Here is a 16,326-nt window from a genome sequence, read left to right on the forward strand (position 1 = left end):
TATCAGGTCAAAGGGGAAATCGAGGGAAAAGGAGGTCATGGCTCAGATCCGGTAGCGCTGGGCGAGCAGCCGGCCGATCCGGGCCAGGTGCTGCGGGTGCGCCATCTCGTCGTGTCGACACTCGATGTCGTGGACATGTACGCGGCCGTCGACCTGGGCCTGGAATTCGGCTGCGCCCGGATCGCCATCGCCCTTGCCGGCGGCGGCGTTGAAATAGACCAGCTCGCCCTGCAGTCGCTGGCGCGGCAGGTAGCGGCCGAGCATCGCGACGTCGTTGGCGGTGGCGGCGATGAAGCGTTCGAGTTGGCCGGCGTCGAAGCCCGAATAGACGCTGCCGTCGAGCAACTGCGCGGCGCGGGCGTAGTCGGGCACCGCCGCGTCGTAACCGGCGAGGTCGCAACCGCTGTGTTCGAGGAACTCGTGCAGGATGCGTTCGCGCGGTTTGTCGTTCGCCGTCGGGTTGAATTGGGGCAAGGCGGTGAGCAGGTAGCTGTCGAGCAAAGCCAACAGCGCGACCTGTTCGCCGGCCTGCTGCAGGCGTTGCGCGATCTCGAACGCGAGCACGCCGCCGTAGGACCACCCGAGCAGGTGATACGGCCCTTCGGGTTGCACGGCGCGGATCTGCGCCAGGCAGTCCTCGGCGACATCTTCCAGGCGCTCGGGCAAGCTCGCGCCGTCGGTCAGCGCACGTCCCTGCAAGGCATAGATCGGTCGCTGCGGATCGATATGGCGTGCGAGGCCGCTATACCACCAGCCCAGACCACCGGCCGGGTGCAGGCAGAACAGCGGCGGCAACGAACCCTGGGGGCGGATCGGCAGCAACGGTTGCAGCGACGACAGCGCCTGCAGCGGCTCGGCGAGCCGTTGCGCCAAGGCGGCGACGGTGGGGGTCTCGAACAGGACCCGGGTCGACAGTTCGGCGCCGAGGGTGCTGCGGATGCGGCCGATCAAACGCGGTGCGAGCAAGGAATGGCCGCCCAGTTCGAAGAAGTCGTCGTCTATGCCGACCTCGTCGAGTTCCAGTACTTCGGCGAACAAGGCGCACAGCGCTTGTTGCTGCGGCGTGCTGGCGGCGCGGCGTGCGGGCGCGTCGGCGGGCGGCAGCGCCTTGCGGTCGATTTTTCCGTTCGGCAGCAGCGGCAGGCGTTCGATCGCCACCCAGGCCGAAGGCAGCATATGGCTCGGCAGCTGCGCCGCAAGCGCTTCGCGCAAGGTCTGCGGGTCCGGGCGACGGCCCGCGGCCGGCACCAGATAAGCGACCAGTTGCCGCTGCCCGGGCCGATCCTCGCGAACGCTGACCGTGGCCTGGGCGACCGCGTCGTCGGCTGCGAGCAAGGCCTCGATCTCGCCCGCCTCGATGCGGAAACCGCGGATCTTGAGCTGATGATCGGCGCGGCCGAGGTACTCCAGCTCGCCGTCCTCGCGCCAACGCACCACGTCGCCGGAGCGGTACATGCGCGCCCCGGGCTCGAACGGATTCGCAAGAAAGCGCTCGGCACTGAGCCCGGCCTGGCGCAGATAGCCGCGGCTGAGCCCGCTGCCGGCGACGTAGAGTTCGCCGGGCGCACCCACCGGCACCGGCCGCAGGAAGGGATCGAGCACGTAGGCGCGCATATTGTCGATCAAGCGCCCCAGGGGCACGCCGTGGTCGCCGGTGTCCTCGGCGCGGGCCTCGAAGCAGGTCGCGTCCCAGAACTCGGAGGTGCCGTAGATGTTGAGCAGGCGCGCCTTGGGCAAGGCCGCCTTGAAGCGGTTCGCCAGCTCGAAACTCAAGGCTTCGCCGCTGCACGACCAGTAGTAGAGCTTCGGCAGGCGGGCGGCGAGATCGATGCCGCTGTCGAGCATGGCCCGCAGCAACGAAGGCACCAGCACGATGCGGGTCGCTTCGGCCTCGGCGAGCGCCTCGATCAGGCGCTCGGGCTCGGTGGCCTGTTCGCGCGTCAGGACCAGCAAGCGCTGGCCGCGGATCAGCGGCATGAACAGTTCCCACAGCACGTCGATGAAGTTGACCGTGGTTTTCTGCGCGTAGATCTCCTCGACTTCGCCGTCCGATTCGATGTCCCAGTGCAGGCGCGAGGCGACGTTGCGGTGCGTGCCCATGACCGCCTTCGGCTTGCCGGTCGAACCGGAGGTGTAGAGCAGATAGGCGAGGTGCTCGGGATGCGGAGTGTCGCGCACCGGGGCCTCGGGGATAGCGTCTTCGCTGTCGATAAGGATCAGCCGCGCCGGCGATTCCGGCAGGTGCGTACGGAGCGAAGCTTGGGTGACGACGGCCACCGGACGCGCGTCGCCGAGCATGTGGGCCAGGCGTTGCTGCGGGTAGTCCGGGTCGAGCGCGAGGTAGGCGCCGCCGGCCTTGAGAATGCCGAGCAGGCCGACCACCGCGTCCGGCGAGCGCTCCACGCACAGGCCGACGATGCTGTCGGGGCCGATGCCCTCGGCCTGCAGGCGGCGAGCAAGACGGTCGGCGCGGCGGTCGAGTTCGGCATAGGCGATGCGCTGCTCGCCGAACATCAGCGCCACCGCATCCGGCGTGCGCGCAGCCTGGGCTTCGAACAGGGCGATTGCAGTCGCGTCCGGCACCGCACGTGCGGTGTCGTTGCGTTGCCGCGCCTGCCCGTGTTCGTCGTCGTCGAGCAGATCGAGAGCGGCGACGCGGGTGTCCGGAGCCTGCGCGATGGCTTCCAGCACGCGCGCGAAACGGCCGGCGATAGCGCGCACACGTGCGGCATCCAGCAGGTCCGGTCGATAGCTGAGGTCGAGATGCAGCGGCTGCCCCGGCATCGGCGGCGTTACCGACAGGCCGAGCGGGTAGTGCGTCGCCGCGGCGCCGTGATTGCCGCGCAGCGCGATCTCGACGCTGTCGTGGTCGTCATTGCCGCAACCGACCGCGGAGGGCTCCACCGGGAAGTTCTCGAACACCAGCAAGCTGTCGAACAACTCGCCGAGCCCGCCGATGCGCTGGATCTCGGCCAGACTGAGGTGCTGGTGTTCGAGCAAGCCCGATTGCTGCAATTGCAAGCGCTGCAACAGTTCGAGCAGGCGCTCCTGCGGCCGCAGTTGCAGGCGCAAGGGCACGGTGTTGATGAACAGACCGATCATGCGTTCGATGCCGGCGACGTCCGGCGGGCGTCCCGACACGGTCACGCCGAACACCACGTCGTCGCGACGGGTCAGATGCCCCAGCACGATCGCCCAGGCCGCCTGGACCAGGGTGTTGAGGGTCAGCTGATGGCGCCGCGCCTGCAGCGCGAGCGCATCGCCGAGCGTGGCCGGCAAGCTCAGCGACAATGCAGAAGGCACCGTCGCCGCGGTCGAGGCCGCGACCAGCCGGGTCGGTTCGGCCAGCCCGGCCAAGGCTTCGCGCCAGGCGGCGGCCGAACGCTCGCGATCGCGCGTCGACAGCCAGCCCAGGTAATCGCGATACGGCGCGACCTGCGGCAAGGCGCTGCTGTCGCCATCGTTGCGGTACAGGGCGAACAGCTCCTGCAACAGCATCGGCGAGGACCAGCCGTCGAGCAGGATATGGTGGCTGGTGAACAGCAGATGGTGACGCGCGCTATGGCCGTCGCGGTCGGAACCGTCGCGGATCAGCGTGAAGCGCAGCAACGGTCCGCGTTCGAGATCGAAGCGACGGCGCTGGTCGTCGAGTAGCAAGGCTTCGAGCGCGGCCTCGCGACTCGTTTCATCGCCGTCGAGCGCGTGTTCCTGCCAAGGCAGATCGACCTCGCAGGGGATCGCCTGCACCGGCTCGTGCAAGCCGTGATGGAGGAAGGCGGCGCGCAGGTTCGGATGGCGTTCGAGCAAGGCCTGGGCGGCGCGACGCAAACGCGCCGCATCGAGCGCCCCGCTCAGGGTGAAGGCCATCTGCACGATGTAGCGGTCCTGCGCTTGTTCGTCGTAGAGGGTGTGGAACAGGAACCCGTGTTGCAGCGGCGACAGCGGCAGTACGTCGAGCAAGCGCGGTTGGTTCGCCTCGATGGTTTCGATCTGGCGCTGGTCCAGCGCGATCAGCGGCAGGTCGCTCGGGGTCAGCAGCCGATGCTCGCCGGCCGCGACGGTGGCGGCGATGCGCCGCAGCACCGCGAACCAGGTCTCGGCGAGGTCGCGCACCGCGATCTCGTCGAACAGTTCGCCGTCCCAGCTCCAGGCGGCGCACAGCACCGGGCCTTCCGGGCCGTCTTCGGTGGTGGCGTTGAGGTCGAGCGCATGTCCCAGGCCCTGCGTCGCGCCGGCGGGGCCGTCGAGCAAGACCTCGGTTGCCGGTGCCCAATGCTGCTGCGCGGTCGTGCCAGCGGTGGCGAAACGGCCCAGGTAATTGAAGCCGATCTGCGGCGCCGGCAAGGCCGCCAAGGCTGCGCCGGCGACCGGGTCGAGGTAGCGCAGCAGGCCGTAGCCGATGCCCTGGTCGGGCAGGCGGCGCAGTTGTTCCTTGATCGACTTGAGCGCGCGTTCGAGCTCGGGGCCGCCCGACAGGGCCGCATCGCGTTCGATATCGGCCAGCGACAGCTGCAGCGGGAACTGGCTGGTGAACCAGCCGACCGTGCGCGTGAGATCGGCGCCGTCGACGATGGCCTCGCGGCCGTGGCCTTCGAGCTCGAAGCGGACGGTGTCGAGGTCGATGCCGAGGTAACGCTGGCGCCATTCGGCCACGGCCAGGGCGAACGCGCACAGCAGGACGTCGTTGATGCGGCCGTTGATGCGTTCGGTTGCGCGGGTCAGCAGCAGCCGGGTGACCTCGGGCTGCAGGCGCAGGCCGAGGCTGCGCCGGCCGACGTTGGTGGCGCCTTGCGGAGCCGGCGTTCGGGTAGCGAGCGGCGGATCGAGGCCGTCGAGCATCGAACGCCAGAACGGCAGCTCGCCGCTGCGTTGGGCCGCCGCCTTCGGCAAGGCCAGCGCCCAATGACGCAGCGAGGTCGGCACCGCTTCCAGTTCGGCGGCGCGACCGGCGCTGCGGGCTTCCCAGGCCGCTTGCAGGTCCGGGATCAGGATGCGCCAGGACACGCCGTCGACCACGAGGTGATGCAGGGCGAGGAACAAGCGCGAATCCTCGCCGTCGTCGAACCATACGGCCTGCAGCATCTGGCCTTCGTACGGCGACAAACGCTGCTGCGCGGCCTGGGCGTGCTGGTCGATGGTCCAGGCGCGGGTCTGCGCGTCGAGCCCGTGCAGGTCGACGTGGTTGAGGCAACTGATCGCGGCGACGCTGCCGGCTGCGCCGATTTCGAGCACGTCGTCGGCCTTCAGGCGCAGACGCAGGGCATCGTGATGGTCGATCAGGTCCTGCAACGCGGCGATCAACGGCTCGCGTTGCAGTCGCGGCACCTGCAGCAGCATCGATTGGGCGAAATGCTCGAACGGCCCGTCCTGCTGCAACAGCCAATGCATGATCGGGGTGGCCGGCAGCACGCCGACCGGCGCTTCCACCGGCGCCGTGCCCGCGCTTTCCATCGCCGTGGCGACGCGGGCGAGCGCCTGCACCGACTGCTGCTGGAACACATCGCGGGCGCTGAAACGCAGGCCGGCGCGTCGCGCCCGGCTGACCAGTTGGATCGAACCGATGCTGTCGCCGCCGAGGGCGAAGAAGCTGTCGTCGATGCCGACCCGCTGCAGACCGAGCACCTGTGCGAACAACTCGCACAGCAGGGTTTCGAGGGCATTGCGCGGTTCGCGCGAGCCGCTGGCGAAATCCGGCGCCGGCAGGCTCTTGCGGTCGAGTTTTCCGTTCGGCGTCAGCGGCAGTTGCTCTAGCACCACGAAAGCCGCGGGCAGCATGTAGTCGGGCAACTGCCCGGCGAGGGTCTCGCGCAACGCCGCGGTGTCGATGCGGTCGCCGGCCAGATAGGCGACCAGTTGCTTCTGTCCGGGGCGGTCCTCGCGCAGGATCACCGCATTGCGCGCTTGGCCGGCCTGGGCCAGCGCGGCCTCGATCTCGCCGAGCTCGATACGGTAGCCGCGGATCTTGACCTGCTGGTCGACACGGCCGAGGTAGGCCAGTTGGCCGTCGTCGCGCCAACGCACGCGGTCGCCGGTGCGGTACATGCGCGCACCCGGCTCGAACGGGTTGGCGACGAAGCGTTCGGCACTGAGGCCGGCGCGGCCGAGATAGCCACGGGCGATGCCGGCGCCGGCGATATACAACTCGCCGGCGATTCCGACCGGGACCGGTTGCAGGGCGGCGTCGAGCACGTAGAAGCGGGTATTGGCGATCGGCCCGCCGATGCAGCCCAGCTCGCTCGCATCGGCTTCGCCGACTTCGGCGGACGAGCACCAGATCGTCGCTTCGGTGGGGCCGTATTCGTTGTACAGCCGCGCCAGCGGAGCGCATTCGCCGTGGCGCTGGCGGACGCTCGGCGGAATCGCTTCGCCACCGAGCACGACGCTGCGCAGCGAGGCCAGTGCATCGGCCTGTTCCAGCGCCGCCGCATACAGGCTCGGGCCGCTGATCCATTGCTCGACCCGGTGTTGCCGGACCAAGGCGGCCAGGGCCTGCGGATCGTGTTCGAGGCCGCTGGCCGGCAAGACCAGGCTGGCGCCGATGGCGAGGCTGCCGAAGATCGCCGCGAGCGAGGCATCGAAGGCCAGCGACGGCAGCAGCACCGCGCTGCGATGCGGCGCGTAGCGCGCGGCACGGGCGCGGATCGAGTTCAGCGCCTGGCGGTGCTCGACCGCAACGCCCTTCGGCTGTCCGGTCGAACCGGAGGTGTAGATGACGTAGGCGATGTGGTGATCGCGCAGGACGCAACGACGGTCGCTGTCGCGCGGTGCGCGTTCGCTGGCCAGTTGCATCAGTTCGCGCGTCGCCGGCGCGTCGATCGCAAGCACAGGCGTCGCATCGCCCAGGATTTGCAGGCGAGCGGCGAAGGCCTCGTGGGCGACCAGCAGCACCGGCCGCGCATCGCCGAGGATATGGCCGAGACGTTCAAGCGGATGTTGCGGGTCCAGCGGAAGATAGACGGCACCGGCCTTGAGCACGGCCAGCAAGGCGACGATGGCCTCCGGCGAGCGCGGCAGCGCCACTGCGACGCGGTCCTCGGCGCCGATGCCGCGCGCTATCAGGACATGGGCGAGACGGTTGGCGCGACGTTCCAGGGCGAGGTAATCGAGCTGGCTGTCGGCGCCGACCAGGGCCGGCGCGTTCGGCGTGCTGGCGGCCTGGGCCTGGAACAACTCGTGCAGGCCGGTGCAGCCGGTGCTTTCGGCCGCGGTGGCGTTATAGGCCAGCAGCAGGCGTTCGCGTGCGCCGTCGTCGAGCAGCTCGACTCTTCCGAGGCTGCGCTCCGGGTCCTGCGCGATCGCTTCGAGAATGCGCCCATAGGCGCCGAGCAGTTGTGCGGCCTGGGCCGCGTCGAAAGCGTCGTCGCGGTAGCTCAGGCTCAGGCGCAGGGCCTCGCCCGGCATCACCGCCAGGCCGAGCGGGTAATGCGAGGCATCGCCGCCGTGCTGGCTGTGGCGGCCGATGCGCAGTCCGGCACCGGGCACGCTGGCGCCGTCGTCGCCGAACGCGGTCTCGTCGATCGGGTAGTTCTCGAACACGGTCAGGGTGTCGAACAGCTCGCCGATCCCGACCAGTCGTTGCACCTCCGGCAAGCTCAAGTGCTGATGTTCGAGCAAGGCCGATTGCTCGGCCTGCACGCTCCGCAACAGGCTTTCCAGGCTTTGTTGCGGCTGCAGGCGCACGCGCACCGGCACGGTGTTGATGAACAGGCCGACCATGCGTTCGACGCCGGCGAGGTCCGGCGGGCGCCCCGATACGGTGGTGCCGAAGACCACGTCGTCGCGGCCGGTGATGCGGCTGAGCAACAAGGCCCAGACGGCCTGGGTGAGGGTGTTGAGGGTCAGGCCGAGCCGGCGCGCCTGGTGGCTCAACTGGCAGCTCAAGGCCTCGGGCAGGCTTCGGGCGAGTACTTGCGTGCCTGCCTCGGCGTGTGCGCCGCCGGCCACGCGGGTGGCTTCGTCGACGCCGTCGAGATAAGCGCGCCAGGCCTGCTGCGCGGCGTTGCGGTCGCGCTTGGACAGCCAGGCGAGGTAATCGCGATACGGCGCGACCCGCGGCAAGGCATCGATGTCGCCGCCGTTGCCGTACAAGGCGAACAGTTCTTCGAGCAGGATCGGCAGCGACCAGCCGTCGAAGACGATGTGGTGATTGGTCAGCACCAAATGATGCAGGCGCTCGTGTTCGCGCACCAGGGTGAAGCGCAGCAACGGGCCGCGTGCGAGATCGAAGCCTTGCGCACGGTCTTCGTGCAGCAGCGCGTCGAGTGCGGCGCTGCGCGCTTCGGCATTGCCTTCGAGGGCGATCGAACGCCACGGCAGCACCGCATCGCGCGGTATTGCCTGCACCGGCGCGGCCAGGTCCTGATGGACGAAGGCCGCGCGCAGGTTCGGATGGCGTTGCAGCAGCGCCTGCGCGGCGCGACGCAGCGCGGCGCCGTCCAGCTCGCCGTCGAGGGTGAAGGCCATCTGCACGACGTAGCTGTCGGCCGCCGCGGTTGCAGGCGTGCCCGCGTCCTGGTCGTAGACGGCGTGGAACAGGAAGCCGTGTTGCAGCGGCGACAGCGGCAGCAGATCGAGCAGGGGCGGTTGCGCGGCTTCGATGGTCTCGATCTGGGGCTGGTCGAGCGCGGTCAGCGGCACGTCCGAGGGCGTCAGCAGATGCCGCTCGGTGTCGGCGACGGTCTCTGCGATGCGGCGCAACACCGCGAACCAGGTTTCGGCGAGGTCGCGTATCGCGTCCTCCTCGAACAACTCGCCGGCCCAGCTCCAACCGGCGCAGAGCACCGGGCCCTCGGCGCCGTCCTCGGTGCTGGCGTTGAGATCGAGCGCATGCGCGAGCGGACGCGCCTCGTCGCCGTCACCGCCGAGTGCGGCCTCGTCGGCCAGGGTCCAGTGCGGCTCGTGGGCGCCGGCGCCGGCGACGCTGAAACGGCCCAGATAGTTGAAGCCGATCTGCGATGGAGGCAGCGACTGCAAGGCCTCGCGGCCGGCGTCGCTGAGATAGCGCAGCAGGCCGTAGCCGATGCCGTGGTCGGGCAGGCGGCGCAGTTGCTCCTTGACCGATTTGAGCGCGCGCTCCAGCGGCGCGCCGCCGCGCAGGGCGGCCTCGCGCTCGCCGCGCGGCAAGCTGAGTTGCAACGGGAACAGGCTGGTGAACCAGCCGACCGTGCGCGACAGGTCGGCGCCGTCGAGGATGGCTTCGCGGCCGTGGCCTTCGAGATCGAAGCGGACCGTGTCGGCCTCGTCGAGGCCGCGGCGCCGGCGCCAGTCGGCCAGCGCCAGCGCGAACGCGGTCAGCAACACGTCGTTGATGCGGCCGTGGATGCGTTCGGTGGCGCGGGTCAGCAGCAGCCGGGTCGTATCCGCTTCCAGGCGCAGCCACAGGCCGCGTTGGGTGGCGCTGGTGTCGCGTTGCGGATCGAGCGCACGCGCGCTCAGGCGCGGGTCGTGGCCGTCCTGCATGGCCTGCCAGAACGGCAGTTCGTGCCGGCGCGCCTCGGCGAGCTTCGGCAGCGCCAAGGCCCAGTGACGCAACGAGGTCGGCACCGGCTCCAGGGCCGGGGCATGGCCTGCGGCGCGTGCGTCCCAGGCGGCCTGCAGATCGGGTACGAGGATGCGCCAGGACACGCCGTCGACGGCGAGATGGTGGATCGCCAGCCACAGCCGCGAGTCCTCGCCGTCGTCGAACCAGACCGCCTGCAGCAGCCGCCCCTCGCGCGGGGCGAGGCGGTTCTGCGCGGTTTCGGCGGCGGCCTGCATGGCGGCTTCGCGGCTTTCTCCGCTCAGGCCGGCCAGGTCGACGCGCTGCAGACAGGTTTCGGCATCGACGCTGCCGAGCGGCAGGGTTTCCAGGCTGTCGTCCGCGCCCAGGCGCAGGCGCAGGGCATGGTGGTGATCGATCAAGTCCTGCAACGCGGCCTGCAGCGGCGCTTGCCTGAGCGGCGGCACCCGCAGCAGCATCGACTGGCTGAAACGGTCGAACGGCCCTTGGCGTTCGAGCAGCCAACGCATGACCGGCGTCGCCGGCAACGCACCCACCGGCGCTTCGACCTCGACCGTGTCGGCTTCGACGATGCTCGCCGCGACCTGGGCCAGGGCCTGCACCGAAGCATGCTGAAACACGTCGCGGGCGCTGAAACGCAAGCCGACGCGGCGGGCGCGGCTGACCAGTTGGATCGAGCCGATGCTGTCGCCGCCCAGGGCGAAGAAGCTGTCGTCGATGCCGACCCGTTCCAGCCCGAGCACCTGCGCGAACAAGGCGCACAAGGCGGATTCGGTGGCGGTGCGCGGTTCGCGCAAGCTGCTCGGCGCGAAGTCGGGCGCGGGCAGGGCCTTGCGGTCGAGCTTGCCGTTCGCGGTCAAGGGCAGCGCATCCAGCGCGACGAAGGCGGCCGGCAGCATGTACTCGGGCAGGCGCTCGGCGAGCGCATGGCGCAGCGCTTCGCCGTCGATGGCGTCGCCGACCACATAAGCGACCAATTGCTTCTGGCCGGGGCGGTCTTCGCGCACGATCGCCGCGTTCTGGGCGTAGCCGGCCTGGGTCAGCGCGGCCTCGATTTCGCCGAGTTCGATGCGGAAGCCGCGCAGCTTGATCTGCTGATCGGCGCGACCCAGGTAATCGATCTGGCCGTCGCCGCGCCAACGCACGCGGTCGCCGGAGCGGTACATGCGCTGGCCGATTTCGAAGGGGTTGGCGACGAAACGTTCGGCGCTGAGCGTGGGGCGCTGCAGATAGCCGCGCGCCAGGCCGGCACCGGCGATGTACAGCTCGCCGGGCACGCCGGCCGGCACCGCTTGCAGCGCCTCGTCGAGTACGTAGACCTGCATGTTGTCGAGCGGCGTGCCGATCGGTACCGAACGCGCCTGCGGCTGCAGGGTCGGCACGGCGCAGGTCAGAGCGAAGGTAGTGGTTTCGGTGGGGCCGTAACCGTTGACGATGCGCAGGCGCGGATGTCGCGCCTGCAGGCGGCGGATGGCATCGGTCGAGAGCACGTCGCCACCCGCGAGGACCTGGCGCAGGCTGCCGAAAAGCTCGGGCGTGGATTCGGCGAACTCGTGGAACAGGCCGGCGGTCAGCCACAGGCTACGCACGTCGTGCGCTTCGATCAGGCGCTGGAAGTCGCGGCCATCGCTGGCCCCGGCCGGCGCGACCACGATGCGCCCACCGTTCAACAGCGGCACCCACAGCTCGTAGGTCGAGGCGTCGAAAGCGTGGGTCGAATGCAGCAGCACGGTCTCGTGGCCGCTGGCGAAGCGGCGGTCGCGGGCGAACTCGACCACGTCGCGCTGACGCACGGCCACGCCCTTCGGCACCCCGGTCGAGCCAGAGGTGTACATGACGTAGGCGAGTTGCTCAGGATGGATGGCCGGCTTGCGTGCACGCGATTCGGTGGACGCGTCGAAATCGAAGCGGTCCAGACGCAGCAAGTTGGGATGGGTCAAGCTGCGTGCATCGATGCCGGCATCGGCGATCAACACGGCGGCTTCGGTCTCGGCCAGTAACTGGCCCAGGCGCTCGTCGGGGTGCTGCTCGTGCAGCGGCAGGTAATAGGCGCCGGTCTTGAGCACGGCGAGCACGGCCACGACCAAGTCGGGCGACCGCTGCAGCAGCAGGGCGACGCCGCGTTCGGTGCCGGCGCCGCGACTGCGCAGCTCGTGGGCGAGCGCTTCGACGCGGCGATCGAGCTCGGCGTAGCTCCACTCGATACCGTCGCCGACCACGGCGATGGCGTGCGGGGTCGACGCGACCTGGCGCTCGAACGCGGCCGCGACCGATTCGAGTTCGACGGTGTGTGCGGTGTCGTTGCAGTCGCGCAGCAGGCGCTGGCGCTCATCGGCGTCGAGCAACTCGACCGCGCCGATCGGCCGTCGGTCGTCTTCGGCGACGGCGATCAGCATGCGCTGCAGCCGCAGCGCGATCGCCTCGGCGGTGGCCGGGTCGAACAGATCGCTGGCGTATTCGAGCGCACCGTCGAGGCCGTCGGCCTGGCCGGCGTCGTCGAAGCGCTCGCAGAAGGCGAAGCTCAGGTCGAACTTGGCCACATCGAGGGCGAACTCGGCCGCGTAGGCGCGCAGGCCGGGCAGGTGCAGTTCGGCCTGCTCGGTGTTCTGCAGCACCAACAGCACCTGGAACAGCGGGTGGTGGCTCAAGGAGCGCTCGGGTTTCAGCGTGTCGACCAGTTGCTCGAATGGCAGGTCCTGGTGCTCGAAGGCGGCCAGGTCGGTCGCGCGTACCCGCGCCAGCAATTCGCTGAAGCGTGGGTTGCCGCTCGTGTCGGTGCGCAATACCAAAGTGTTGAGGAACAGCCCGACCAGTTCGTGCAGGGTGGCGTCCTGGCGGCCGGCGACCGGTGTGCCGATGGCGAGGTCGGTGCCGGCGCCGAGCCGGGTCAGGGTCGCGGCCAGCGCGGCCTGCAGGACCATGAACAAGGTCGCGTGGTGGCGTCGGGCGATGGCGCGCAGGCGTGCGTGGGTGTCGGCGTCGAGGGCGAAGCCGCACTGGCCGCCGCGATAGCTGGCGCGCGGCGGCCGCGGGCGGTCGCTCGGCAGTTCGATCTGCTCGGGCAGGCCGGCCAGGGCGTCGCGCCAGTAAGCGATCTGGGCCGCGATCAGGCTGTCGGGATCGGCGTCATCGCCCAATAGGTGTTGTTGCCAGAGGGTGTAGTCGGCGTATTGCACCGGCAGCGGGGCGCGGATCGGTGCGTTGCCGTCGAGACGGGCGGCATAGGCCTCGGCCAAGTCGCGCGCGAGCGGCGCCAGCGAGGCGCCGTCGCCGGCGATGTGATGCAGCAAGAGCAGCAGCGCGTGTTGTTGCGGGCCGAGCCGGACCAGGGTCGCGCGCAGCGGGATCTCATGGCGCAGGTCGAAGGCGTATGCGGCGGCGTGCGAGAGCGTATCGGCCAGGGTGGGTTCGTCGCTGTCGACGACATCCAAAGTGGGGGCCGCACGTTCGAGTACTTGTTGGCTCGGCACCTCGCCAGCGGGGAACACCGTGCGCAGGCTTTCGTGGCGCGCGCACAGGTCGGCGAGCGCGGCGCGCAGCGCGTCCACGTTCAACTCGCCGTCCAGGCGCAGCGCCAGCGGCATGTTGTAGGTCGCGCTGGGGCCTTCGAACTGGTGCAGGAACCACAACCGGCGTTGCGCGAACGACAGTGGCAAAGTCTCGGGCCGCGGCATCGGCCGCAGGGCCAGGCGACGGCTCTGGTTCGGATCGAGTGCGGTCGCCAGGCCGGCGACGGTCGGGGTCTCGAACAGGCTGCGGATCGACAGCTCGACGTCGAGTTCGGCGCGGATGCGGCTGATCAAGCGGATCGCCAGCAGCGAATGGCCGCCGAGGACGAAGAAGCTGTCGTCGATGCCGAGCTGGGCGGCGTGCTCGTCCGACAGGCCGAGCACTTCGGCGAACAGCGCGCACAGGGTTTGTTCGCGCGGAGTGCGCGGGGCGCGCAGGCTGGCCGGGACGAAGTCCGGCGCCGGCAGCGCTTTGCGGTCGAGCTTGCCGTTGGGCAACTGCGGCAAGGCGTCGAGGACGACGATCGCGGCCGGGACCATGTACTCGGGCAGGCGCGCGGCCAGGGTCTCGCGCAGCGCGTCGCGGTCGATCTCGTTCTGTTTCGTGGTATCGGCGACCACATAGGCGACGATCTGCTTCTGCCCCGGCCGGTCCTCGCGCACGATCGCGCTGTTGCGCGGGTAGCCGGCGCGGGCGAGCTCGGCTTCGATCTCGCCGAGTTCGATGCGGAAGCCGCGCAGCTTGACCTGGTGATCGACGCGACCGCGGTGAACGATGACCCCGTCCTCGCGCCAACTGGCCAAGTCGCCGGAGCGGTACATGCGTTCGCCGGCAACGAAGGGATCGGCGACGAAACGCTCGGCGCTGAGCGCGGCGCGGCGCAGGTAACCGTGCGCCAGCCCGGGGCCGGCGATATACAGCTCGCCGGTGACCCCGGCCGGCACCGGCCGCAGCGCGTTGTCGAGCACGTACAAGCGCGTGTTCCAGATCGGCCCGCCGATCGGAATCGGCCCGTCTTCGATCTCGCGGCAGGGCCAGGCGGTGACGCCGATCGAGACTTCGGTCGGGCCGTAGGAGTGATGCAGCGGCCGGCCGATGTGCGCGGCGACGCGGCGATGCAGATCGGCCGACAGCGCTTCGCCGCCGCAGACGATGCGGCGCAGGCTGGTGCAGGCGGCCGCGCCCGGCTCCTGCACGAACATCTCCAGCATCGAGGCGACGAAGTGCACGGTGGTGACCTGTTCGCGCTGGATCAGCGACGCCAGATAGGCCGGGTCGCGATGGCCGTCGGGGCGCGCGACCACCAGGCGGGCGCCGTGCAGCAGCGGCCAGAACAGCTCCCACACCGACACGTCGAAGCTGGTCGGGGTCTTGTGCAGCACCGCGTCGTCGGCCTGCAGGCCGTACTCGCCCTGCATCCAGGCCAGACGGTTGACGATGCCGCGGTGCGGAATCACCGCGCCTTTCGGCGTGCCGGTCGAGCCGGAGGTGTAGATCACGTAGGCCGGGTGATCGAGCTGCAGCGGACGCGTGCGATCAGTGTCGGTGGGTGCGGCGTCGGCACAGTCGCTCAATTCCGCAACAAGCCCTGCATCGTCGAGCAGCCACAAACCCTCACGCGCGGGCAGCCGTTCGACGACGTCGCCACGCGTCAGGATCCGCACCGGTGCCGCGTCGGCGATCATGTGGGCGAGGCGGTCGCTCGGGTAATCGGTGTCGAGCGGAAGGTAGGCCGCGCCGCTCCTGAGCACCGCGCACAGGGCGACGACCAGTTCCAACGAACGCGGCAAGGCCACGCCGACCAGATCCTCCGGGCCGATGCCGTCGGCGATCAGGCGATGGGCGAGGCGGTTGGCGCGCGCGTCGAGTTCGGCGTAGCTCAGCGTCTGCCCTTCGAACACGACGGCGACCGCATCGGGTGTGCGCGCCGCTTGCGCGCTCAACAACTCGGCCAGGGTTTGTGCTGGCACCGCGTGTTCGGTCGCATTCCAGTCGCGCAGCACCTGCGCGGTTTCGGCGGCATCGAGCAGTTCGATGCGGCCGACCGGTTGCCCGGCATCGGCGACGAAGGCCTCCAGCAGACGCTGATAACGGCCGCCCAGGCGCAGCACCTCGTCACGCGTGAACAGATCCGGCCGGTAGCTCAGCTTGAGTTGATACGGGTGGCCGGGAATCAGCGCCAGGCCGACCGGGTAGTGCGAGGTGTCGCCGCCGTGGTGGCTGTGCAGGGCGATGCGCAGCGCATCGGGCGCGGCCTCGTCGCCGTCGCCGACCGGGAAGTTCTCGAACACCACCAGGGTGTCGAACAGTTCGCCGTGACCGGCCAGGCGCTGAATCTCAGTCAGGCCAAGGTGCTGGTGATCGAGCAGCGCCGATTGCTCGGTCTGCAGACGCAGTAGCAGGTCGCGCACCGATTCGTCCGGCCGCCATTGCAAGCGCAGTGGCAAAGTGTTGATGAACAAACCGACCATCTGCTCGACGCCGGCCAGCTCCGGCGGGCGGCCCGAAACCGTGGTGCCGAAGGCGACGTCGCGGCGATGAGTCAGGCGGCCGAGCAACAGCCCCCACGCCGCCTGCACGATGGTGTTGAGGGTCACGCCGAGGCCGCGCGTAAGCCGGGTCAGCGATTGCACCAGCGCATCGGGCAGGTCGATACGCAAGGTGTCGGGCACCGCCGCTGCGGTCGTGGCCGCTGCGATCCGGCTCGGTTCCTCGAAGCCGGCGAAGGCGTCGCGCCAGGCGCTGCGCGCCGCGGCCGCATCGCGCGAGGTCAGCCAACGCATGTAGTCGCGGTAGGGCGTGACCCGCGGCAGCGCCTGCGCGTCGGCGCCGTTGCGGTACAGCGCGAACAACTCTTGCAGCAGGATCGGCGAAGACCAGCCGTCGAGCAGGATGTGATGGCTGGTGAACACCAGGTAATGCCGCGTTGCCGACTCGCGCACCAGCACGAAGCGCAGCAGCGGGGCACGGGTCAGTTCGAAGCGTTGCTGTTGGTCGTCGGCGATCGTCTGGGCCAGCGCATCGGCACGCTCATCCGCAGGCAAACCACTGATATCGATCTCGCGCCACGGCAGCTCGACCTCGCGCTGGATGACCTGCACCGGCTCCTTGATCTTGTGGTGCACGAAGGCCGCGCGCAGGCTGGCATGGCGCCGCAACAGCGCTTGCGCCGCCGCTTGCAACGCTGCCGCATCGAGCACTCCATCGAGCGCGAACACCATCTGCACGACATAGCTGTCCTGCACCTCGTGGTCGTAGAGGGCGTGGAACAGGAAGCCGTGCTGCAACGGCGACAGCGGCAGCAGGTCTTCAATCTG

General features: G+C 69.7%; 1 protein-coding gene. It reads right to left on the minus strand.

Going from position 1 to position 16,326, the window contains the following annotated elements:
• Nucleotides 1-42 precede the first annotated feature (42 nt).
• Nucleotides 43-16,323, minus strand: a complete 16,281-nt coding sequence (locus tag ACTJJK_RS14630) for an amino acid adenylation domain-containing protein (RefSeq protein ID WP_440730586.1) — start codon at nucleotides 16,321-16,323, stop codon at nucleotides 43-45.
• Between the last annotated feature and the right edge of the window lie 3 nt (nucleotides 16,324-16,326).

The sequence above is a fragment of the Lysobacter sp. 22409 genome (assembly GCF_052045105.1).
Taxonomy (GTDB): domain Bacteria; phylum Pseudomonadota; class Gammaproteobacteria; order Xanthomonadales; family Xanthomonadaceae; genus Lysobacter; species Lysobacter antibioticus_B.